We start from the raw sequence: 21,162 nt of genomic DNA on the forward strand, positions 1-21,162 counted from the left end.
GGTTGTGTGCGCGTAAAAAGAACACGTCCGTCCGGAGCATCCGCCAGACAGCGCCTGACGGATTCATTCCGGGCATGGACCGTTCGTTTCCTCGTTCACCTTGTCAGCCTCTCGGGACTGTATTTAAAGGTGCTTTTCAGTTACGAGCATTATCCCACGCCATGAGAGGATTGTCAATACGTGTCGTTTGATTTCATGAATGATTTTAGCCAGCAAGTTTATCCCAGCATCGGGCAAAGTGCAACCGGCATTTTCGCTAGCCGCTCCCGCTCGCCCGTCGCCGCTTTCTCCGCCTGACCGCTGCTTTTCATCCGGCAAACATTGCTAGAACGTGTCGATTATGCTATAAAAGATGTAGTTCGTCTTTCGTTTGCTCTGGCAGCGAGGACTTTATTTGAAGGAGTGACTGTACCCGTTATGTCGATCGAGATGAATACAGAAGAGGTTATCAACCTCATTAAAACAAGCAAGAAAAAAACGCCGGTTAAGGTATACGTAAAAGGAACGGATTTGGAGAGCATCGCTTTCGGCGAGGGCATTCAAGCTTTTGTTTCCGGTAAAAGCGGCGTATTGTTTGGCGAATGGACTGACATCAAGGCGATCCTCGACGAGCAAGGCGCGAAAATCGAAGATTACGTGGTGGAAAATGACCGCCGCAACTCTGCAATTCCGCTGCTTGATCTGAAGGGCATTAACGCCCGCATCGAGCCGGGCGCGGTCATCCGCGACATGGTCGGCATCGGCGACAATGCTATCATCATGATGGGCGCAGTGATCAACATCGGCGCTTCCATCGGCGAAGGCACGATGATTGACATGGGCGTTGTAATCGGCGGACGCGTCAAGGTCGGTAAAATGTGCCACATCGGCGCAGGTTCTGTGCTCGCTGGGGTTATCGAGCCGCCTTCCGCTCAGCCGGTTGTGATTGAAGACGATGTGCTCGTCGGCGCAAATGCCGTTATTCTCGAAGGCGTACGTGTCGGCCAAGGCTCTGTCGTAGCGGCGGGCGCTGTCGTCGTCGAAGATGTGCCTGAGTTCAGCGTAGTCGCTGGCACACCTGCACGTGTGATCAAGAAGGTTGATGACAAAACGAAGTCGAAAACCGAAATTTTGAAAGACCTGCGCACGCTGTAATTGGTGTCAGTTGGCTTTCTTCGCCCGGTGCTTCCAGCGCCGGGTTTTGCTTTGTCCGATGGACAACGTGACCATTCAAGCTGCCCGCTTGTGCTGCCGCTGCTGTGTCCTTTGTCTGGCTTCCGCAGCATAAACGGGCGGTCATGTAACCGACTCAAGGAGGCTGAACCGAAAACATGACTGCTCCTACTCCCCTTAGCCGCTTCGTTCAGGTGCGCCGCGAGCTGCATCAGATTCCGGAGCTGGGCTTTCAGGAATTTAAAACGCAAGCGTATTTGCTCGATTTCATCGCCAAGCTGCCTCAGAAACGACTGGAGGTTCGTACTTGGCGGACAGGCATCTTCGTTCATGTCCAAGGCACCGGACCGGCGCCGCGCCGCCGGTATGCTTACCGCGCCGATATCGACGCGCTGCCGATTCAGGAGGACACAGGCTACGACTTCCAATCCAGGCATCCTGGGATGATGCATGCTTGCGGGCATGACCTGCACATGAGCATCGGTCTCGGCGTGCTGGCGCAAGTGGCCGAGCAGCCGCTTGGCGACGATATGCTGTTTATTTTCCAGCCTGCGGAGGAAGGGCCGGGCGGCGCGCTGCCGATGCTGCAAAGCGATGAGTTCCAGCAATTTCGTCCGGATGAAATATTCGCGCTGCACATCGCGCCTGAATATCCGGTTGGCACCATTGCGGTCAAGCCGGGCATTTTGTTTGCAAATACGTCCGAGCTGTTTATCGACCTGATCGGCAAAGGCGGCCATGCGGCTTTCCCGCATCAGGCCAATGATATGGTGATCGCCGCCTGCCAGCTGGTCGGGCAGCTGCAAACGATCATTTCACGGAATGTCAATCCGCTTGACTCAGCCGTCATCACGGTAGGCAAAATCGACGGCGGCACGAAGCAAAACATCATCGCTGAACGCGCACGGCTGGAGGGCACGATCCGCACGTTGTCCGCTCAGACGATGGCGCTCGTCAAGTCCCGGCTGGAAGCCGTCGTCAGCGGCATCGAGGCATCGTTTGCCTGCCAGGCCGTGATCGACTACGGCTCCAACTACCGGCAAGTCTATAATGAAGAAACGGTCACCCGCTCGTTTATGGCCTGGCTGCAGGAAACGCAAACGGAGCACGGGATTACCATGCATGAATGCACAGAAGCGATGACCGGCGAGGATTTCGGCTATTTTCTGGAGAGCATTCCCGGCTTCATGTTCTGGCTCGGCGTCAACACGCCCTATGGGCTGCATCATGCCAAGCTGGAGCCGGATGAAGCGGCGATTGACGTGGCGATTGGCGTGATGACACGTTATTTGCGCTGGCGCTCGGCGTAACATGTGAACCACAGGAAAAAACGAAGCGTGTGAATCGCCGACTTCTAAAGCTATGTTCCCGGCAAGAAGCCGCATCTCAACCAAAAAAGTCTCCAGTCTGCGTCATGGGACGTTCCCAACGCGGCTGGAGACTTTTTTGTTACGTTATTTATTTGATTCGCTTAAGGCGATCAATTTCCAATTCCTGCATGCCAAGTTTACCAATCCGATCCAGCTTCGCTTCAAACGCGTCCTGACGCTCCGACAGCTCGTCCAGTTGGCGCACAATACCAGCCTGACTTTGTGAAAGCCGCTCAACCTGCTGCTGCACCGTATTCATTTGCGCGCCAAGCGTCTCAAGAAAAAACCGAAGCTCCGAGAACATTCGACCGACCCGACACCCTGACCTGATCCTGTGGCGGCACACCGCTTTTAAGCCGCTTCCATCGTCTGCAAGCCTGGCCCGGCCAACGCGTCTACAGCTTCCGCACAAATGCCTCCAGCCGATCAAGTCCCGACTCCAGCACATCCATCGCATACGCATAGGACAACCGGATATACCCTTCTCCAAGCGCCGAAAACGCATCGCCGGGCACAACTGCAACAAGATGCTCATCCAGCAGCCGCATGGCAAATTCCGTCGAGGACAGACCGTAACGCCTGATCGAAGGGAACAAATAAAAGGCGCCCTCCGGCTTATCCAGCTCAAAGCCCATCGCCACTAGCCGGTCATACGTGTAGTCCCGACGGCGGCGGTACTCCTCGCGCATCGGCAGCGCGTCGTCGATGCCTGCGGTCAACGCCTCGACAGCGGCGTACTGGCTAATCGAGCTGGCGCAGGTGACGTTGTACTGGTGCACCTTCACCATATGCCGCGACAAGTACGCGGGCGCCAGCGTGAAGCCGATGCGCCAGCCGGTCATCGCATGCGATTTGGACAAGCCGTTGATGACGACCGTCTTGTCGCGCATTCCGGCCACTGAAGCGAAGGAGCGATGCGTACCGTCGTAGATCAGCTCGCTGTAAATTTCATCGGAGATGACAAAAACCGAACGGTCCGCCAACAGCCGTCCAATCGCCTCCTGCTCCTCGACTGACAACACGCGGCCCGTCGGATTTGACGGATAACATAACACGACGCAGCGTGTCTCGTCGGTCAAATGCGGCTCAAGCAGCTCGGCCGTCAGCTTGAACCCATTCGCCGTCGTATCCACATAAACCGGCACCCCGCCGCACAGACGAACAAGCGGCTCATAGCCCGGGTAGATCGGCCCCGGCAAAATCACCTCGCTGCCTTCGGTCAGCAGCGTCCGCAGCGTAATGTCCAGCGCCTGGCTTGCGCCGGCCGTTACAATAATTTCATCCGCCGCGTCGTACGACAAGCCGTACTTGCTGCGCACGAAGCCCGCTACCGCCTCGCGCAGCTCCGGCAAGCCCGCATTTGGCGTATACGATGTTTTGTTGTCGGCAATCGCCTGCCGGCCCGCCTGTAAAATATGCGCCGGGGTCGGAAAATCCGGCTGGCCGATCGTCAATGTAATCGCGCCGGGATACCGGGCGACCCGATTAGACATTTTGCGGATGCCCGAAATTTCAATCTGCCTTACGCTCGGATTAATAAGCTGCTCCATAGCTTCCATCGTTCTCTCCGTTCCTCGCGCTCGTCTCAGCGCAACTTCAATACGTCCAGCAGCCGGCACATATCGTCCGGCAGCGGCGCTTCAAACTCCAGATACTGCCCGGTACGCGGATGATCGAAGCCCAGCACCGCCGCATGGAGCGCCTGGCCCTCCATCGTCACGCCCTTGCTTTTGGACGGGCCGTAAGCGGGGTCGCCGACAAGCGGATGCCCGATGAATTTCATATGGACGCGAATTTGATGGGTTCGCCCCGTTTCCAGCTTCAGCTCCAGCAGCGTATAGTCGCCGAAGCGCTCCAGCACCAGAAAATGCGTAACCGCATGCTTGCTGTTCCGATCGGTTACCGTGTACAGCTTGCGGTCGCGCGGGTCACGCCCGATTGGGGCGTCAATTGTCCCGTTATCATGAGGAACATTGCCGTGGACGAGCGCCATATATTTGCGGTTGACCGTATGCGCCTTCAACTGGGCAGCAAGGCCGCCGTGAGCCAGATCATTTTTCGCCGCCATCAGCAAGCCAGATGTATCCTTGTCGATCCGATGGACAATACCCGGCCGCATGACGCCGTTAATGCCGGACAAGTCCTGGCAATGATGCAGCAGTCCGTTAACCAGCGTCCCGCTATAATGGCCGACCGCCGGGTGAACGACGAGGCCGCGCGGCTTGTTGACGACGATCAGATCCGAGTCCTCATAGACGACCTCAAGCGGAATCGGCTCAGCGACAATTTCCAGCTCCTTCGGCTCCGGAATCAGCAGCGACAACGCTTCCCCCGCGTTCAGCTTGTAGTTAGGCTTCACAATCCGGCCGTCCACCGTGGCGTGGCCGTCCTTGATCCACTGCTGCACCTGCGTACGGGATATATCGGCCTCCAGCGCCTCGGTCAAATATTTGTCAATCCGCTCGCCTGCGTCCTGGCCCTCAATCATCCATTCCTGGCGCTGCTCCCATTCGGCTTCGTTTGCCTCCAGCAGCTCTTTTTCCTCCGGCCTGCTCATGGCTGCACATCCCCGCTTTCGCGACCCGCGGCTTTAGCCGCCTTCGCTTCCTTTACTTCCCGGCGCCAGCTGATCAGCGCATCAAGGAAAATAAGTCCGACACCGATCACAATGGCGGAATCCGCAAGATTAAAGATCGGGAACGTGTAATAAATCGGCGGATTAAACCACGTAAATTCGAAATTAAATTGCAGAAAATCGACAACCTCTCCGAACAACGCACGGTCAACGAAATTGCCGACAGCTCCGCCCAGCAGCAAGCCAAGCGCAACCGGCAGCAGCCGTTTGCCTTCATCAATCGTTTTCTTCAAATACCAAATGATCCCGACCACGACAACAAGCGTAATGACGATGAAAAACCAGCGCTGATTTTGCAAAATCCCAAATGCCGCTCCCTTATTCCGGTGCGAGGTGATCTGAAAAAACTCGCCGATCACCGAACGGGATTCGTTCAGCATCAACCGATTGACAATGACCCACTTCGTCACCTGATCGAGCACCAGCACGACAAACGCGAGGATATAATACTTCAGAAATTTCATAGGTTGGTTCCGCTCCTTATCGCTCTGACGTACCTTGCAAGGATTTACCTAGCTAAAACTTGACGGCTCCGCTTAAACTATAGCTGTCCAAGCAACCCAAGGAGGCGATGACCATGTCCCCTGATCCATCCCGCTCCCATCTGAGCTCTTCGCAGCTCACCGAGCTGTCTGGCCAGCTTCAGGAGGAACGGCGCTGGCTCGACGCCCATCTGTCCGGCAACGAACATGACGGATTGGAGCACGCGCTGCGTGAGCAGACCGGCGAGCTGTCCGCCTACGATAACCATCCGGCCGATCTCGGCAGCGAAACGTTCGAACGCGGCAAGGATATTGCCCTGCTGGAAAATGCCGAACGCCATCTGTCCGACATTAACGATGCGCTAGCACGTATGCAAGCCGGCAGCTACGGCACTTGCCTGACTTGCGGACAGCCGATTGCCTTCGAGCGTCTGCAGGCGCTGCCAACAGCGGCTTACTGCGTGGAGCACGTGCCCGATCCGCATGCGTCTGAGCGACGGCCGGTGGAAGAAAAGCTGCTGGCTCCGCCGTTCGGCCGGACCAGCCTGGATGAACGAACCGAGCAAAATCGCTTTGACGGCGAAGATGCGTGGCAGATCGTCGAAAGCTGGGGTACCTCGAACTCACCGGCAATGGCCGAAAACCCGAACGTTTCCTCCACCTACAGCCAGATGGAAATCGAAGCGGATGAGCAGGACGGCTATGTCGAAGCGTTTGAAAGCTTTGTGGCAACCGACTTGTACGGCCAGCATGTAACCGTTGTCCGCAACCGCGCCTATCGGGACTATTTGACTAGCGGCGAAGGCGAAGGTTTGCTGGAGCCGGAAGCTTCACTGGAGGACGACTACTCCTAATGCGAATCCCGCTTGCTGCGAGCTAGCCGGACAATCCCATAATCGGCATACCCCAGGACCGGAACCGGCCCTGGGGCTATTTGTTGTAAGTAAAACCGTAGAACTAGAACTGCCTGCGTTCACAGGAGCAGCCATCTGCCGTTCTTCCGTCCAGAGTCTGCTTGTCAGAGCCGACCGTCCTGCTTGCCTGCACCGGCTGACCCGCTGCTACACCGCAGCGCCGCTCTTCACGACGCCTGCGCAGCGTGCGCATAACGTCGGGTGCTCGTTATCTTGTCCTACCTCAGGCGTGACGATCCAGCAGCGCTCGCATTTCTCGCCGTCTGCAACGACGATGCGGACGCTCAGCTCCTTGAAGCTCGCAGCCTCTTCGGGCGCGGCTTCGCCTGCTTCATGAACGACGGCTTCCGATACGATAAATAGCTGATCCAGCCGATCGAAGCCGGCCAGCAGCGCCGCAGCTTCCGCATTCGGGTACAGATGAACGGCCGCGCTTAGCGAGTTGCCGATCAGCTTGCCCTTGCGCGCTTCCTCCAACGCCTTCAGCACCTCGTCACGCAAACTGTTGAATTGCTCCCATTTCGCTTCCAGGCTCGAATCGAACAGCGAAGCATCCACCTCCGGCAAATACGCCAGCTGCACGCTGGACAACTCCACACCCGGAATGTAACGCCACACTTCGTCCGCCGTATGCGGCAAAATCGGCGCGATCAGCTTCGTGATCGCAACAAGCGTATCGTACAGCACCGTTTGCGCCGCTTTCCGGCCCGCATCTTGCGCCGCGCTGACATACAGCCGGTCCTTCAAAATATCCAGATAAAACGCGCTCAGCTCCACCGCGCAAAAATGATGAATCGCCTGGTACACCACATGGAACTCGTACTTGTCGTAAGCGCGAATCACCTTGTCCGTCACCCGATGCAGCCGGATCAGGGCAAAGCGATCCAGCTCGCTGAGCTGCGCCGTGTCCACCCGGTCGGATGCCGGATTGAAATCGGACAAATTGCCCAGCAAAAAGCGCAGCGTATTGCGAATTTTGCGATAGCCCTCGGACGTTTGGGTCAGAATTTTGTCCGAGATGCGCTGGTCAGCCTGGAAGTCCGTTGACGATACCCACAGCCGCAAAATATCTGCGCCCAGCTTGTCGCACACTTGATTCGGGTCAATCGTGTTGCCGAGCGACTTGGACATTTTCCGGCCTTCGCCGTCCAGCGTAAAGCCGTGGCTCAAAATGCCCTTGTACGGCGACTCGCCCTTCACCGCAACGCCGGTAATCAGCGACGAATTGTACCAGCCGCGGTATTGGTCCGAGCCTTCCAGGTACAAATCGGCCGGCCATTGCAGCTCCTCGCGTGTTTCCAGCACCGCGACATGGCTGGAGCCGGAATCAAACCATACATCCATAATATCCGTTTCTTTGCGGAAATGATCATGTCCGCACGACGGGCAGACGGTGCCCGCTGGCAGCAGCTCCTGCTCGTCACGCAGGAACCAGGCGTTGGAGCCTTCCTTTTCGAAAATGCCGGCTACATGCTCGATCGTCGTTTCATTAACCAGCGGCTCGTTGCAGCTGCGGCAGTAAAAAATCGGGATCGGCACACCCCAGGCGCGCTGGCGGGAAATGCACCAGTCGCCGCGTTCGGCGATCATATTGTGCAGGCGAATTTCGCCCCATTCCGGCGTCCAGTCGATCCGTTTGATCTCGTCGAGCATCGGTTGACGGAACTTGTCGATCGAAGCAAACCACTGCTCGGTCGCCCGGTAAATGACCGGTTTTTTCGTGCGCCAGTCATGCGGATATTGATGCTGAATCATTGCGGCATGCAGCAGATGCGCACTTTCCTGCAGCCGATCAGTGATCACTTTGTTCGCTTTTTCATAGAACATGCCTTCGAAGCCCGGAGCTTCCGCCGTAAAATGACCCTGATCGTCCACCGGGCACAACACGCCAAGATTATAGCGCTGGCCGATTGCAAAGTCGTCTTCCCCGTGTCCAGGAGCCGTATGCACGCAGCCCGTACCCGCTTCAAGCGTAACATGCTCCCCGACCATCACCAGCGAGGTGCGGTCATAAAACGGATGCTTGCACAGCACATGCTCCAGCTCGCTGCCCTTGTACGCAGCCAGCACCTGCACGTCCGTCCAGCCAATTTCCTTGGCTGCCGCTTCCAGCAATCCTTGAGCCAGCACAAACTTGCGGCCAGCCGTTTCGACGAGCACGTAGTCAAACTCCGGATGCAGGCTGATCCCGAGATTCGCCGGCAGCGTCCAAGGCGTCGTCGTCCAGATGACGATGCCTGCATCGGCCGGCAGCTTGCCTTTTCCGTCCTGCACCTGAAAAGCCACATAAATGGACGTTGACGTTTTATCCTTGTATTCGATTTCAGCTTCCGCCAACGCGCTTTCCGAGGACGGAGACCAGTAAACCGGCTTGAGCCCTTTATAAATGTAGCCTTTGTTCACCATACCGCCGAACACGCGGATTTGCTGTGCCTCATATTTGGGCTGCAGCGTAATATACGGGTTGCTCCAATCCCCGCGAATGCCGAGGCGACGGAACTGCTGCTTCTGCTTCTCCACCCATTGCAGCGCATAGTCCTTGCAGTAATCCCGGAACTCGGGAATGCTCATCTTCTTGCGGTCCACCTTGCCGCCGTTGGCGATCGCCTGCTCGATCGGCAAGCCGTGAGTATCCCACCCCGGCACATAAGGAGCGTCGTAGCCCTGCATCGTTTTGAACCGGACAATAATGTCCTTCAACACCTTGTTCAGCGCGTGGCCGATATGAATATCGCCATTTGCATACGGCGGCCCGTCATGCAAAATGAACTTGGGCTTGCCTTGGCGGCTCTCTTGTACAAGGCGATACATATCGACTTCATCCCAATGCTGCTGGAGCTTTGGCTCCGCTTGCGGCAAATTTCCGCGCATCGGAAACTCCGTTTGCAGCAGGTTTAATGTTTTTCCATAATCCATGTTGGACATAAGCTTCTTCTCACTCCTAACCGAATTCAACAACAAAGAGACCTCACATCCACTAAGGGACGAGAAGTCTCGCGGTACCACCCTGATTAAGACCCCGCAATCAGCCCCTCGCTGCCTGACGGCTAGCATGCTGACGGAAATCTTCACTCGCTGACCGATAACGGGGTCATCCGATGCTCTCTACGTACGGACCGGTTCAAGAGACGCTCCTGGGTGATATTCCTTGACGGCCGAAGTCCGGGCTCTCACCAATCCCCGGTTCGCTTGCAACGGTCAAATATCAAGTACTTGTCCCAGTCATCGCTTTTACATATAACAACTCATACAGGAGTATATCCAAAAAAACACGAAGCGTCAACTTCCCCCTATGCCTGTTCAATCTCCATGCGCTCCAGCGAGCTCCAGTCTTCCTTGCTGAGCAGCTCCAGCTGGGCTTCGATCAGCGTACGGAAGCGGGTGCGGTAGATGGACGCCTGCTTTTTCAATTCCTCAATTTCCACGGACACTTTGCGGGATTTGGAGAGCGACTCGTTGATGATGCGATCCGCGTTTTTCTCCGCTTCCTTTATAATAAGCTGGGCTTCTTTTTTTGAGTTCTGCTTGAGCTCATCGGCCGCTTCCTGAGCGACGATAATCGTCTTGCTTAACGTTTCCTCAATCGTTGCAAAATGATCCAGCCGCTCTTGAATCGTCACAAGTTGGTTTTGCAGCTCTTTATTCTCACGGATCAAGGCTTCATAGTCCTTGATTACCTGATCCAGGAATTCATTGACCTGATCCTCGTCATACCCGCGGAATGAACGACTGAACTCTTTGTTATGTATATCGAGCGGTGTTAAAGCCATAGGTGCACCTCCTGCAAATTTGACAAGCGTTAGGCCCGGGACCCGCATCCAAGCGTACTGGTATATTCGACAGCTGCCCGCAAATTCCTGCATTCGCATACAAAAAAATCGGCAATTAGACGTACTTGCCGATTCGAATCCGTTGTCTGCCTTTTTTACTAAGCCCTTCAACCTCCAGCAGCTTGAAGCGTCCGAAGCCCTTCATGGAAACAACATCGCCTTCCTTGAGCGGCTTGCTTGGATCTTCCTCCTGCTTCCAGTTCACCTTGCAGCGGCCTGCCTTGATGGGCAGCAGCACTTTGGCGCGGCTCAGCCTGTACACATCGCTGGCGATGCCGTCCAGACGGAGCGAGGCGACTGACAGCTGAAGCTCCTCCAGCCGGAGCTCGGCAGGCTGCAGCTGAGACACGGCCAGCAGCTCGGTCCGGACGTGGACGCGATGCACCTGATTGAGCTGCAAAGCGAGGTAATCGGCGCTCTCCGCAGCGACCACGATGTGACAGCCGTCCGCACGCGGGTGAATATCGCCGATTTTATCGCGTTTCATGCCGAGCCCGAGAATCGCGCCCATGTAATCGCCATGATCCAGCTCCGCCAGACTGTCATCCGGCGAGCTGACGGCAATGACGCGAAGACCGACATCCTCGGCCTCCAGCACGCGATAGTCTGGCGCAACGATCGCCCGGCGGCGCTCCGCCTCCGGATAACCGCCGTCCAGGCGGATATGCACATCGGGATGCGTATTCGCAAGCGAGCTCAAAATGGCGGCCTGACGCGGGTCCAGAAAATCCGTCAGCTTGACGGTATGCTGCTCCGCCCGGCGCAGCCACTCGTCCGCCTGATCGACGAACCGATGCTCGTCAGGGTGAAAATGCACATAAATATTCGCGTTTGTCAGCTTAGGTCACCTGCGCTTACGGAATGATATAGCCGAGTACGACGACAATTCCCATACCAATGAAGTGCAAAGCCAGCAGCGCAACAATCGGGGAGATATCGATCATACCGCCAATCGGCGGAATAAAGCGGCGGAAAATGCCCAAATACGGCTCGCACAGCTTGCCAAGCATCTCGCCAATAAAGCTTTCCCGTGCGCTGGGCAGCCATGACAGCAGGACATACGCGATCAGGACGTATCTATAAATCGTCACAAGTGTAAGAATATAATGCTCAATGGAGCCCAAACTGTTCACCTCGTCTTAAATTTAGAATACTTACTCCTCCGGATGCGCGTGCAGCAGCTCGCTGATGGAGCCATGAATTTCCACCGTATCCGGCGTGCAGAGGAAAATGTTCGGCCCGATCTTCGAAATGGAGCCATTCAACGCATACACCGTTCCGCTCAGAAAATCAACGATGCGCGTAGCTTGATCCGAACGGACGCGATGCAAATTCACGACAACCGGACGGCGGTTGCGCAGATGATCGGCGATTTCCTGCGTTTCCTCATACGAGCGCGGCTCTTGCAGCACAACCCGGATGTTTTTCTGAGAATGGATACTCACAATATTCCCCTTATTCTTACGCGTTTCCTGCGGCGGGGTTTCAACTTCTTCATGCTGCTCGACCTGCCGGTCGCGTTCAACCGTCTCTTCTTCTTCCTGCAGTCCGATCAGATTCATAAATTTGTTATACACACCCATCGTTGATAGCCTCCTTCAACATTCTGTGTGCCGTCTGCCGGCAGCCCAGTCCTGCTATTCCTTACCCACGAGAACGGACCCGAGACGCACCCAGGTAGCGCCTTCCTCTATTGCTACCTCGAAGTCATTGGACATGCCCATCGACAATTCCTTTACCTCGTAACCGAGGAGCCCGCTGTCATTCAAGCGGTCGCGCCACTCTCTCAATCCGCGAAATACGGGACGTGTTTCCTCCGGCTCGGCTTCATAAGGCGCCATCGTCATCAGTCCCGCAATCCGCAAGCCCTGCAGCCCGCGAATTTCCTCTGCGAACGGAAGCAGAGCCTCCGGCGCCAAGCCATATTTCGTTTCCTCGCCTGAGATGTTCACCTGCAGAAAGCAAGGAACCTGAATGCCGAGCGCAGTCGCCTTCTTGTCCACTTCCTTGGCCAGCGAAAGTCTGTCCAGCGAGTGAATGTAAGTGAAGCGGCCGACGACGTCCTTGACCTTGTTCGTTTGCAGATGGCCGAGAAAATGCCAGACGCCCTGCGAGCCAAACGCCGACCATTTTTCCGCCGCGTCCTGCCAGCGGTTTTCCCCGACCTGATCAAGTCCGGCCCGCAGCACATCGCCGGTCGTCTCCAGCGAGACGTATTTCGTAACCGCAACCACATGGACCTCGCGAGGGTCGCGGCCCGCGCGGGCGCAGGCCGCGGCAATCCGCTCCTGTACCTGTTGTATACGCTGCAGCAATTGACTGTTCATGAATGCAATTCTCCTTGTCTAAACCTTACCGCCATAAGCCTGGTCGCGCCTTGCGATCCGTTTACGACAGCTCACGCAGGCCGATCCAGGCCGCCATACGTCCCGTCTGCCCGCCTTCCTTCCGGTGCGAGTAGAACAAATCGGTGCGGCAGCTCGTGCATAAACCACTTATTTCGATATGAGACGGCAAAATTCCTGCTTTGCTCAAGATTTGCCGGTTGACTTGCTGCAAATTCAGCTTATATTTGCCGCCCGGCTGCGGCTCATAATAAGCGGTTCGTCCGTCATCGCCCGGCACAGCCGGACCCAGCTCGGCGAGCACGCGCTCCATCCTGCGCACGACCGTTTCGTCCACCTCGTAGCAGCACACACCGATGGACGGCCCGATCGCCGCCCTCGCATCGCGCGGCTTCGTTCCGTAGGCGGCGCTCATCGTCTCAAGCAGCGACTTCGCAATCTGCAGCGCCGTTCCCTTCCAGCCCGCATGCGCCAGCCCGACGGCCTGACGGATCGGATCAAAGATGTAAATCGGGACGCAGTCAGCAAACAAAGCATGCAGAAATACGCCGCGTTCATTGGTAACAAATCCGTCCTTCGCCTGCAACGCCGTCTCCCGCGAGTCGATGCCTGCGCCCCGCTCCCGCTTCGTGACGACCTGAATTTCTCTGCCGTGCACCTGCTCCGCATAAGTGCAGCCCGAGAAAGCAACACCCAAGCCTTCTGCGAGCATGCGCCGGTTTTCTACAACATCCGCAGGCTCATCAGGGACATGGAGTCCGCAGTTCAAGCTATCGAACGGCGCACGGCTTACGCCGCCGAGACGGGTCGTGAAGCCTGCAGTCAACTCCGGGTAAGCGCTGACGAACGGCGCCAGCTCAACCCACTCACTGCCGTTATCTCCTCGCCTGCGTACAAACGGTTCCATCAAATCCCTCCCCCTGTGATCCGTTAACCTTCAGTATACACGATCCGTATGAAAAGAACACGCGAATATGTTGAATTTTCAGGGCAATTGCTTCTGCTTTGCATTCACCGGTATTCACGGTTAAACTCGTAGTTCATCTCCATCTCCAGCTCTTCCTGACGGTAGGAGCGGACTTCTTCGATTTTGACGAGGATGACATCCGCGCCGATTTTGACAATGTTGCGCCATGGAATAATGACATCCATCGACGGTCCGAACAAGCCGAGGAAACGCGGCGCATTCGGCACCACAATAGATTCGATTCGCCCGTTCCGCAGATCCAGCTCCAAGTCGCTGATCTGACCGAGCTTTTTGCCGTCCACGATATTGATGACGTCCTTCGTTTGCAAATCGTTCAATTTCATGCCGCGGTCACCACCGAACTTTTGTCGTTACCTTATGTGTATGTACGGGCAAGCAAATAGTATCCGGCGGCGGCGAAAATTCCCCCTTGATAAAAAAAGACCTTCCCCGCACCTCAGGTGGCGGATCAGGTCGTGTTTTTCGCGGGGAAAGGTACATCAGTTTTTCACATGCTTTTGCATCTGCGAGATCGCCGACTTCTCCAGCCGGGATACCTGGGCCTGGGAAATGCCGATTTCATCGGCCACTTCCATCTGCGTTTTTCCGTCAAAAAAGCGCATCGACAAAATCATCTTCTCGCGGTCGTTCAGCTTCCGCATCGCTTCGCGCAGCGCGATGCTTTCGATCCAGGACACATCCTTGTTGCGGTCATCGCTAATTTGATCCATCACATAGATCGGGTCGCCGCCGTCGTGATAAATCGGCTCGAACAGCGAAACCGGGTCTTGAATCGCATCCAAGGCGAACACCACATCCTCCTTGGGCACATTCAGCACCTCGGAAATTTCGTAAATCGTCGGTTCGCGCGAGTTCCGGTTTGTCAGCTGGTCCCGGACCTGCAACGCCTTGTACGCAATATCCCGCAGCGAACGGGACACCCGGATCGGGTTGTTGTCACGCAAGTACCGGCGAATTTCCCCGATGATCATCGGCACCGCGTAGGTGGAGAACTTTACATTTTGACTCAAATCGAAATTGTCAATCGCCTTCATCAAGCCAATGCAGCCGACCTGAAACAAATCGTCAACATATTCCCCTCTATTGTTGAAGCGCTGAATGACGGAAAGCACCAGACGGAGGTTGCCGTTCACCAATTTCTCTCTTGCCGATCGTTCATTCCTCGTCTGTAACGCGACGAACAGTTCACGCATTTCCGCATTGGTCAAAACCGGTAGCTTTGCCGTATCGACGCCGCATATTTCGACTTTGTTTCGGGTCATTCGTGATTACCTCCCAAGGAGAAACATTAAATTACATTATCCCCGGCGGCACATTTTTTATGCGCGATTTCCAGTCCGGCCATGGCAGCTCCTCCCATAGCGGATTGCCATTACAGCGCATATCCTTGCTGGCGCGGCGCTTGACCTTCACGCTGCGTAAATGTTTATAATGAACAAATCATCCTGACGAGGAAGGCGGTCGATTGCAATCCGTATCAAGGAACTGGCCGAACGGCTGCAGCTTTCTCCCCGCACCATCCGGTTTTATGAAGAAAAAGGGCTGCTTCAGCCCGCCAAGAACAGCAGCAACCAGTACCGTGTTTTCTCCAATCAGGAGCTATGGCGACTGCAAACGATTATGTCGCTGCGGGAAATCGGACTCTCCCTGCGTGAGATCAAGCAGGCGCTCGCGCATATTGAGGAAGGCAATGATGACGAGCTGCGTCATTATTTGGAGCTGCAGCAAAATGCGACGATTACGCAGTGGCTGGAGCTGAAGCAGCTGATGGAAACGACAGAGCGCATGCTGGAGCTGCTCGATCGGCAAAAAACACTGGCGCCGGAGGACGTCTATCCGCTGGCGGAAAGCTCCAAACGGCTGCGCGAAATTCGGAGCCGCAAGGAAAGCGCCTGGAACTTCGATCAGCAGGCGCCAGGTTACGATGAGCGCGTTCACAGCGGTGAAACGGCATCCGGCGCCAAAGTCAACTATATGGAAGCGCTTGAGCAGCTCGTACATCGTCTGGCTCCGCAGCCGGGTGAGCTTGGCCTTGATCTCGGAACCGGCACCGGAAATTTGGCCGGCCGGCTGCTCGCGCAGGGCGCTCAGATGTGCGCCATCGACAGCTCCAGAGAAATGCTCCGGCGCTGCCGGACCAAATTTGCCGGACTGCAAACCCGGTTTGGCAATTTCCTTGCCATCCCGTACATGGACGCGCACTTTGACTTCGTCGCTACGAGCTTCGCTTTTCATTACTTGTCCGCGGAGCAGAAGCCGCTCGCGCTCAGCGAGATGCTGCGCGTGCTCAAGCCTGGCGGACGGCTTGGCTTGCTTGACTTTATGTTCCGGGATGCGTCGCACAAGCAGCAATTTCTTGCCGAGCGGCATTTATGCGACGAGCTGAGCCGGGTACCGGACCAGGAGATCGCCAGCTATGCATGCCTCACCGATATCCGGCCGCTGCTGGATGCAGCAGGATGCCGGGTTGAAGCCGCAGAAGCGGCGGGCAGCCCGCTGCTCGTTCTGGTTTATGCGCGGAAACAGCAAGAACCGCTGCGTTGAACGCAGCGGTTTATTTCATAGCTTATACAAAGAGATGTACAATTAAGCTGTTGTGCTGAACGATCTGGTATCATCGAACAGCCCGGCATAACTCCCCTGCTGGTCGAGTAAATCCGTATGAGTGCCTTGCTCGACAATCTTGCCTTGATCCATCATTATGACGAAGTCTGCTTTCTCAATTGTACTCGGACGATGAGCAATCAAAATGGTCGTACGTCCTTTCATTAGACGGTCCAGCGCCTGCTGTACCCAGTATTCCGATTCAGGGTCCAGCGCAGACGTAGCTTCATCCAATAATAGGATCGGAGCATTTTTTAGAATGGCCCGCGCAATGGCAATCCGCTGTCGTTGGCCGCCGGACATGGACATTCCCCTTTCTCCGACTTGAGTCTGGTACCCCTCTGGCCATTCGTCAATAAAGGAGTGCGCGTAAGCGGCTTTAGCGGCCTCGATCACTTCTTCTGTTGTAGCATGCGGGTTACCGTAACGGATGTTGTCTTCAATCGTTCCGGTGAACAGAAACGTGTCCTGAGGCACATAGGCAAAATGTCTGCGGGCTTCCTCCAACGTATAGCTTCCCAGCGGCTGGCCTTGAAGCCTGATCTCTCCACTATCAAGGGGATAGAAGCCCAATAACAATTTGATCAATGTGCTTTTACCGCTACCGCTCACGCCAACAATCGCAGCAACATGCCCCGGTAAAACCTGCATGGTTACTCCGTGCAGCACCTTTCGCTCAGGTGAATAAGAAAAGGTAACGTCCTGAAATTCCACCATCGCTTGGGACAGGCAGCCGTCTTTGGCTGTACGGATTCCTGCATGCTCTTCTTCTTCCCCCAGTAGCTCCTGGATTCGGGCAGCTCCTGCCAGTGCCTGCTGCGCCTGGGACAGCACCGTTCCGAAATTCATTATGGCATTCGTCAGATTCAATTGAAGCACAGCCAGTGCCGCAACACTTCCCATACTTATTGAGCCCTGAGAATAGAGAAAGCTGCCGATCACAATAATCCCGCAAAACGTAATATATCCAACAAAATGGTTAATTGCAGACAATATTCCATTTTTGTATGCGATGTGTTCAGCTGTCTTCGCCCACTGCTCATTCAGCCTTTGATACTTTGTGAAGATTGGCACAATTTGAAACAGTTTAATCAACCGGATGCCGCCCATGATATCCGAAAGCTTTTCGGTCATCTTGCTCAGTGTACCAAGCGATTGTTCGTGTAACGTTCGGATTTGCCGAACAAATCGCACGCTGAGAGCTAAGGACGCCAGCATAATGACCAACGAAGCAGCTGCAAGCTGCCAGTGAAGAGTTACCATCGCCAGAATAGACCCGATACTGAAAATAACCTGCAGCAGCATGGCGAAGTACGTGGTAGCATACGTAGATTCCAGGGCGGATACGTCATTATTCAATTTCGACAATAAATCCCCATGATGGGTACGCTCGAGATAAGCAGTCTTCAATCGGCAAAGCTTCTGATACAGCAGTTCTCGTACCTCCGCCATCGCCAGCTCAATATGACGTTGATAGAGGTAGATAAACCAGGGCGATATCATGTTTTCCAACACTAATGCCCCTGCTAGCAGGTAAAAAGCTCTAAACATCTGAGCGGTATCCCCGGACTCGGCAAAATTGACAAGACTTTGAACAACCAGACTGAATGAGATAAGAAATATCGTTTGATTAATGGATGTTACGCTAAGACCCACACCATAAGGCACCCGGTGTCGCCGATTCATGAACTTCATCATCAGTCCGAGCTGCCGCACGTCACGGAGCGGCCCGCTAATCGCCTTCACGTATAAGCCACCTCCTTACGGATCCCCGTCTCGGCAAACTCCTGCCGCAATGCCCGCGTATACCGTCCATCTTGCCGAAGCAATTGCTCATGACTGCCAGCTTCGACAATCTCGCCGTGTTCCATAAACCAAATTTCATCCGCATGCTGAACCGTAGACAGCCGATGAGCAACGACAAGCGTTGTTTTATTTTCCATAAGCAAGCCTAACGCTTCCTTTACAAGACTCTCGGATAACGGATCCAAAGCAGACGTCGGCTCGTCCATCAGCAGAATTGGAGCATTTTTCAGGAAGGCACGGGCTATCGTAATTCGCTGGCGCTGTCCTCCTGACAGAAACCCGCCCCGCTCACCAACTTCAGTTTGGTAGCCTTCGGGTAGCTCCATAATAAAAGCATGAGCATTCGCTGATTTTGCCGCTTCTATTACCTCGTCCATCGAAACATTATCGCGCCCATATGCAATGTTTTCGGCTATAGTGCCACTAAATAAATAAGCCTCCTGTGTAACTACAGAGAAACAGGAGCGTAATTCCTCCAGATTGCATTGACTGATCGGCTGACCAAATACACGGATCGCTCCATGGTCTGCCTGCAACGGATAAAAACCGCATAACAATTCAAACACGGTGCTTTTCCCGCTGCCGCTTGCTCCTACGAGCGCGATCATGCTCCCTTGCGGGATCGTAAAGCTTAAACTTTTGAGTACAGGAATGCTACTTTCGTATGAAAACGATACGTTATCAAACGTTATGGCTGCATTATCCGTTTGGACTAGCGACTGCCCCCCCTGCTTTTCTACAGGCTGGGCCAACATGGCCGCTACACGCTTTATTGCGCCTGACATTTGAAACGTTTGGGCAATAAGCTCCGGAAAGTGGTCTAGTGACTTCAAGCTTACATTCAGCAGGTAAAGAAAAGCGATTAATTCACCCGTAGCAAACATGCCCTGAGCAATTAAATAACTGCCATAACTCACGGCAAAAATAATCGGACTCAGCATCAGGGTTGTCATCAGAGGATTAATCCACGCTTCCCTTTTTTTTACCGACAGCTTTTTTTTCACGCTCAATCGGAGTAAAGCCTGATACGATTTGAACCGGATTCCCGCCAATAAGTAGCTCCTGACAATCGGCATTCCTCCCAACGTATCCTGCAGATTGGCGTTCATCTGTCCCATCATACCTTGGTTTTCTTCCGTCAGCTGCTCCAGTTGCCTCCCGATCCAACGGGAGGCAAGCAGCGATACGGGAACCAGCAGCAGGCTGAACACCATGAGCTGCCACTGAATCCACAATAAATAAGTGAAACAACCTAAAAATAATAGCGGGTGATAGAACCACTGGTACAAATAACGGGTCATGAACTGATGAATAATTCGGATATCATTGTTGAACATAGACCCTACATCGCCTGAATGCTGTCGATCCAGGTAATGAACAGGTAGTTTTCCCAGGTGAGCAATGACTTCACTCCGCATGTCCCGGACCATACATGCACTGCTTTTTTCGATCCCATACACCGTGAAATATTTTGCAGGAATTCCGATTATAATAACAATGACGATCGTATACCCTACGTCCTTCATCAAGTCCAAGTGCATGTCGTCGCTGGCAAAAGTGGTAAGCTGTTCAATTAGTCTGCCAGTCCATACCTCGGCACCCGCAGCGGCAATCGCAGAAAGGATGCCCACCGTCATCCAGCGGTAATGAGCGCTAGCAAGCTTGAGCAACCAGAAGAAGGCTCCCCGCAAAGCAACCTTGTCATTCCCATTTTCCACAGTTATTTTCTCCTTTCAGAAAATGCAGACGTGAATCATCCTTTCTGCACGACCTGCTGCGACTCTGCGCGTTGTGCCAGAATATGATTCAGCGTTCGAAGAATAACTGCTGCCGTTTGCGTGACACGTTCCGATTTAAGCAGTTCCTCATGGTCGCCAGTAAGTGTCAGTGCCGTATGATCGCCCCTGGTTGCTTCACTCCACGAAAGCTGCTGCGTTCGCAGCACCTCGCTGTCCTCCGCGATCAGTTCATGAATATTAGCCTGAACGGTTCCCCGGTTGACAAGCCGCGCTCTGTAGGTCAGGTTGGACCGTACTTTGTGCTGGACTCGTTCCCAAATTAGCGGATTATCCGATACACCGTATGCCGCGTTTTTTAATTCTTCGAGCAGGTTTTCAAGCTCACATTCAGCTTCGGCCATGGACGTTGGCGCATGTTTCATCATAGCATCCAGCATAATCAGATCCGATACAATGTATCCGCGGCTCTCCATCGCCTGAGCCACCTCAAACATCAGATTCCCGCCAAAGCAATATCCGAGAAATACATACGGCGGCTGTCCCTGAACGCGGATAACCTCGTCCACATATCGGTTCAGCATATGCTCGCGATCCTCCGTCTGCTCTATGAAATCAATACTGTACAACAGGCAATGATTGTCCAATTCGTTAGCTAACCGCTGATAGCTGATGCCAAATCCTCCGCCGGGGGGAAAGCAAAAGACGTTGAATGCCCCGTGCTTGTTCATTTGTTCAAATAGATTTCCGTCCTTCTGAAACTCAGCTTCCCCGTTTTCGTAGGCGACCGTTTCTACAGTTAGATAGCGGAATGCTTTATGAAGAGGAACGGTGATACCCGTCTCATCGTACACTCTTTGAATCAGCCGCATAAGACTTAGCGAGTGGCCGCCCAGATCAAAGAAATGATCCCTGACGCCTATGTTCTCCAAGCCAAGCACCTCCTGCCAGATGCGAACCAGTTTCATTTCCAGCAGCGAACGCGGCGCTATATAATCCGCTCCATGCCCAGCATCACCAGTTGGGGCGGGCAGCCGCTTGCGATCAACTTTTCCGTTCGGCGTCAAGGGAATGCTGTCCATCTGCACAACATGTGAAGGAATCATATAGCCTGGTAATGTCTCAGACAATGCTTTCTTTATTTCATGAACGGCCAGCATTCTCTGCGCGACGAAATAGGCGCACAAGCTGCTTTGTCTTCCCTGATCCTCCCGCGCAATAACAACTGCTTCCTGTACCGAGGGAATTTGCAGCAGCTGCGCTTCGATCTCGCCCAGTTCAATCCGGTAGCCGCGAATCT

General features: G+C 54.5%; 20 protein-coding genes and 1 other annotated feature. Of the genes, 4 read left to right on the forward strand and 16 right to left on the reverse strand.

What is annotated here, in order from left to right:
• The first annotated feature begins 417 nt into the window (after window positions 1-417).
• Both dapD and AC6ROY_RS22795 read left to right on the forward strand, forming a co-directional pair.
• Window positions 418-1,134, forward strand: a complete 717-nt coding sequence (dapD, locus tag AC6ROY_RS22790; RefSeq protein WP_500102879.1) for a 2,3,4,5-tetrahydropyridine-2,6-dicarboxylate N-acetyltransferase — start codon at window positions 418-420, stop codon at window positions 1,132-1,134.
• A gap of 176 nt (window positions 1,135-1,310) precedes the next feature.
• Entirely contained in the window at window positions 1,311-2,462 is a 1,152-nt protein-coding gene (locus tag AC6ROY_RS22795) for an N-acetyldiaminopimelate deacetylase (RefSeq protein WP_500102880.1), read from the forward strand.
• A gap of 148 nt (window positions 2,463-2,610) precedes the next feature.
• On the opposite strand, the gene AC6ROY_RS22800 is transcribed toward AC6ROY_RS22795, so the two are convergent.
• The 4 genes from AC6ROY_RS22800 to lspA form a co-directional block, all read right to left on the reverse strand.
• A complete protein-coding gene (locus AC6ROY_RS22800) occupies window positions 2,611-2,826 on the reverse strand; it encodes a hypothetical protein (RefSeq protein WP_500102881.1) in 216 nt (71 codons plus the stop codon).
• A 91-nt stretch (window positions 2,827-2,917) separates the two neighbouring features.
• The gene (locus tag AC6ROY_RS22805; RefSeq protein WP_500102893.1) at window positions 2,918-4,072 is read right to left on the reverse strand and encodes an aminotransferase A; all 1,155 of its coding nucleotides are present in this window, start codon (window positions 4,070-4,072) and stop codon (window positions 2,918-2,920) included.
• A gap of 35 nt (window positions 4,073-4,107) precedes the next feature.
• The gene (locus tag AC6ROY_RS22810) at window positions 4,108-5,079 is read right to left on the reverse strand and encodes an RluA family pseudouridine synthase (protein ID WP_500102882.1); all 972 of its coding nucleotides are present in this window, start codon (window positions 5,077-5,079) and stop codon (window positions 4,108-4,110) included.
• Entirely contained in the window at window positions 5,076-5,612 is a 537-nt protein-coding gene (gene lspA / locus AC6ROY_RS22815) for a signal peptidase II (RefSeq protein WP_500102894.1), read from the reverse strand. Before lspA ends, AC6ROY_RS22810 begins: the two co-directional genes overlap by 4 nt.
• Window positions 5,613-5,734: 122 nt before the next feature.
• Here lspA and AC6ROY_RS22820 point away from each other — a divergent pair, with 122 nt between their 5' ends.
• The gene (locus tag AC6ROY_RS22820; RefSeq protein ID WP_500102883.1) at window positions 5,735-6,493 is read left to right on the forward strand and encodes a TraR/DksA C4-type zinc finger protein; all 759 of its coding nucleotides are present in this window, start codon (window positions 5,735-5,737) and stop codon (window positions 6,491-6,493) included.
• A 207-nt stretch (window positions 6,494-6,700) separates the two neighbouring features.
• Here AC6ROY_RS22820 and ileS read toward each other — a convergent pair whose 3' ends face one another.
• The 9 genes from ileS to sigG all read right to left on the reverse strand — a co-directional run bounded on the left by ileS (window position 6,701) and on the right by sigG (window position 14,978).
• The gene (ileS, locus tag AC6ROY_RS22825) at window positions 6,701-9,469 is read right to left on the reverse strand and encodes an isoleucine--tRNA ligase (RefSeq protein ID WP_500102895.1); all 2,769 of its coding nucleotides are present in this window, start codon (window positions 9,467-9,469) and stop codon (window positions 6,701-6,703) included.
• 61 nt (window positions 9,470-9,530) lie between these two features.
• Window positions 9,531-9,788, reverse strand: a binding site (T-box leader).
• A gap of 55 nt (window positions 9,789-9,843) precedes the next feature.
• Window positions 9,844-10,323 (reverse strand): DivIVA domain-containing protein, encoded by a 480-nt coding sequence (locus AC6ROY_RS22830; RefSeq protein ID WP_500102884.1) that lies wholly within the window; start codon window positions 10,321-10,323, stop codon window positions 9,844-9,846.
• A gap of 115 nt (window positions 10,324-10,438) precedes the next feature.
• A complete protein-coding gene (locus AC6ROY_RS22835; protein ID WP_500102896.1) occupies window positions 10,439-11,221 on the reverse strand; it encodes a YlmH family RNA-binding protein in 783 nt (260 codons plus the stop codon).
• 16 nt (window positions 11,222-11,237) lie between these two features.
• The gene (locus tag AC6ROY_RS22840) at window positions 11,238-11,507 is read right to left on the reverse strand and encodes a YggT family protein (RefSeq protein WP_500102885.1); all 270 of its coding nucleotides are present in this window, start codon (window positions 11,505-11,507) and stop codon (window positions 11,238-11,240) included.
• 30 nt (window positions 11,508-11,537) lie between these two features.
• Window positions 11,538-11,966 (reverse strand): cell division protein SepF, encoded by a 429-nt coding sequence (locus AC6ROY_RS22845; RefSeq protein ID WP_500102886.1) that lies wholly within the window; start codon window positions 11,964-11,966, stop codon window positions 11,538-11,540.
• A 54-nt stretch (window positions 11,967-12,020) separates the two neighbouring features.
• Window positions 12,021-12,710, reverse strand: coding sequence for a YggS family pyridoxal phosphate-dependent enzyme (locus AC6ROY_RS22850; RefSeq protein ID WP_500102887.1), 690 nt, complete (start codon window positions 12,708-12,710; stop codon window positions 12,021-12,023).
• 61 nt (window positions 12,711-12,771) lie between these two features.
• A complete protein-coding gene (gene pgeF, locus AC6ROY_RS22855) occupies window positions 12,772-13,635 on the reverse strand; it encodes a peptidoglycan editing factor PgeF (protein ID WP_500102888.1) in 864 nt (287 codons plus the stop codon).
• A 104-nt stretch (window positions 13,636-13,739) separates the two neighbouring features.
• Window positions 13,740-14,039, reverse strand: coding sequence for a YlmC/YmxH family sporulation protein (locus AC6ROY_RS22860; RefSeq protein ID WP_500102889.1), 300 nt, complete (start codon window positions 14,037-14,039; stop codon window positions 13,740-13,742).
• A 156-nt stretch (window positions 14,040-14,195) separates the two neighbouring features.
• Complete coding sequence (gene sigG / locus AC6ROY_RS22865) at window positions 14,196-14,978, reverse strand: RNA polymerase sporulation sigma factor SigG (protein WP_500102890.1); 783 nt, start codon at window positions 14,976-14,978, stop codon at window positions 14,196-14,198.
• A 223-nt stretch (window positions 14,979-15,201) separates the two neighbouring features.
• Between sigG and AC6ROY_RS22870 the strand changes: the two genes are divergently transcribed.
• Complete coding sequence (locus AC6ROY_RS22870) at window positions 15,202-16,260, forward strand: MerR family transcriptional regulator (RefSeq protein WP_500102897.1); 1,059 nt, start codon at window positions 15,202-15,204, stop codon at window positions 16,258-16,260.
• 42 nt (window positions 16,261-16,302) lie between these two features.
• On the opposite strand, the gene AC6ROY_RS22875 is transcribed toward AC6ROY_RS22870, so the two are convergent.
• The 3 genes from AC6ROY_RS22875 to AC6ROY_RS22885 form a co-directional block, all read right to left on the reverse strand.
• The gene (locus AC6ROY_RS22875) at window positions 16,303-18,018 is read right to left on the reverse strand and encodes an ABC transporter ATP-binding protein (RefSeq protein ID WP_500102898.1); all 1,716 of its coding nucleotides are present in this window, start codon (window positions 18,016-18,018) and stop codon (window positions 16,303-16,305) included.
• A 44-nt stretch (window positions 18,019-18,062) separates the two neighbouring features.
• Window positions 18,063-19,844, reverse strand: a complete 1,782-nt coding sequence (locus AC6ROY_RS22880) for an ABC transporter ATP-binding protein (RefSeq protein WP_500102891.1) — start codon at window positions 19,842-19,844, stop codon at window positions 18,063-18,065.
• Window positions 19,845-19,879: 35 nt separating this feature from the next.
• A partial coding sequence (locus AC6ROY_RS22885) for a thioesterase domain-containing protein (protein WP_500102892.1) occupies window positions 19,880-21,162 on the reverse strand: 1,283 nt, incomplete at its 5' end.

This window comes from Paenibacillus sp. sg306046, assembly GCF_059821225.1.

Coding starts and splice junctions, on each gene's coding strand:
- dapD (WP_500102879.1), top strand. CDS start 418: ATGTCGATCGAGATGAATACAGAAGAGGTTATCAACCTCATTAAAACA.
- AC6ROY_RS22795 (WP_500102880.1), top strand. CDS start 1,311: ATGACTGCTCCTACTCCCCTTAGCCGCTTCGTTCAGGTGCGCCGCGAG.
- AC6ROY_RS22800 (WP_500102881.1), bottom strand. CDS start 2,826: ATGTTCTCGGAGCTTCGGTTTTTTCTTGAGACGCTTGGCGCGCAAATG.
- AC6ROY_RS22805 (WP_500102893.1), bottom strand. CDS start 4,072: ATGGAGCAGCTTATTAATCCGAGCGTAAGGCAGATTGAAATTTCGGGC.
- AC6ROY_RS22810 (WP_500102882.1), bottom strand. CDS start 5,079: ATGAGCAGGCCGGAGGAAAAAGAGCTGCTGGAGGCAAACGAAGCCGAA.
- AC6ROY_RS22820 (WP_500102883.1), top strand. CDS start 5,735: ATGTCCCCTGATCCATCCCGCTCCCATCTGAGCTCTTCGCAGCTCACC.
- ileS (WP_500102895.1), bottom strand. CDS start 9,469: ATGGATTATGGAAAAACATTAAACCTGCTGCAAACGGAGTTTCCGATG.
- AC6ROY_RS22830 (WP_500102884.1), bottom strand. CDS start 10,323: ATGGCTTTAACACCGCTCGATATACATAACAAAGAGTTCAGTCGTTCA.
- AC6ROY_RS22845 (WP_500102886.1), bottom strand. CDS start 11,966: ATGGGTGTGTATAACAAATTTATGAATCTGATCGGACTGCAGGAAGAA.
- AC6ROY_RS22850 (WP_500102887.1), bottom strand. CDS start 12,710: ATGAACAGTCAATTGCTGCAGCGTATACAACAGGTACAGGAGCGGATT.
- pgeF (WP_500102888.1), bottom strand. CDS start 13,635: ATGGAACCGTTTGTACGCAGGCGAGGAGATAACGGCAGTGAGTGGGTT.
- AC6ROY_RS22860 (WP_500102889.1), bottom strand. CDS start 14,039: ATGAAATTGAACGATTTGCAAACGAAGGACGTCATCAATATCGTGGAC.
- sigG (WP_500102890.1), bottom strand. CDS start 14,978: ATGACCCGAAACAAAGTCGAAATATGCGGCGTCGATACGGCAAAGCTA.
- AC6ROY_RS22875 (WP_500102898.1), bottom strand. CDS start 18,018: ATGATGAAGTTCATGAATCGGCGACACCGGGTGCCTTATGGTGTGGGT.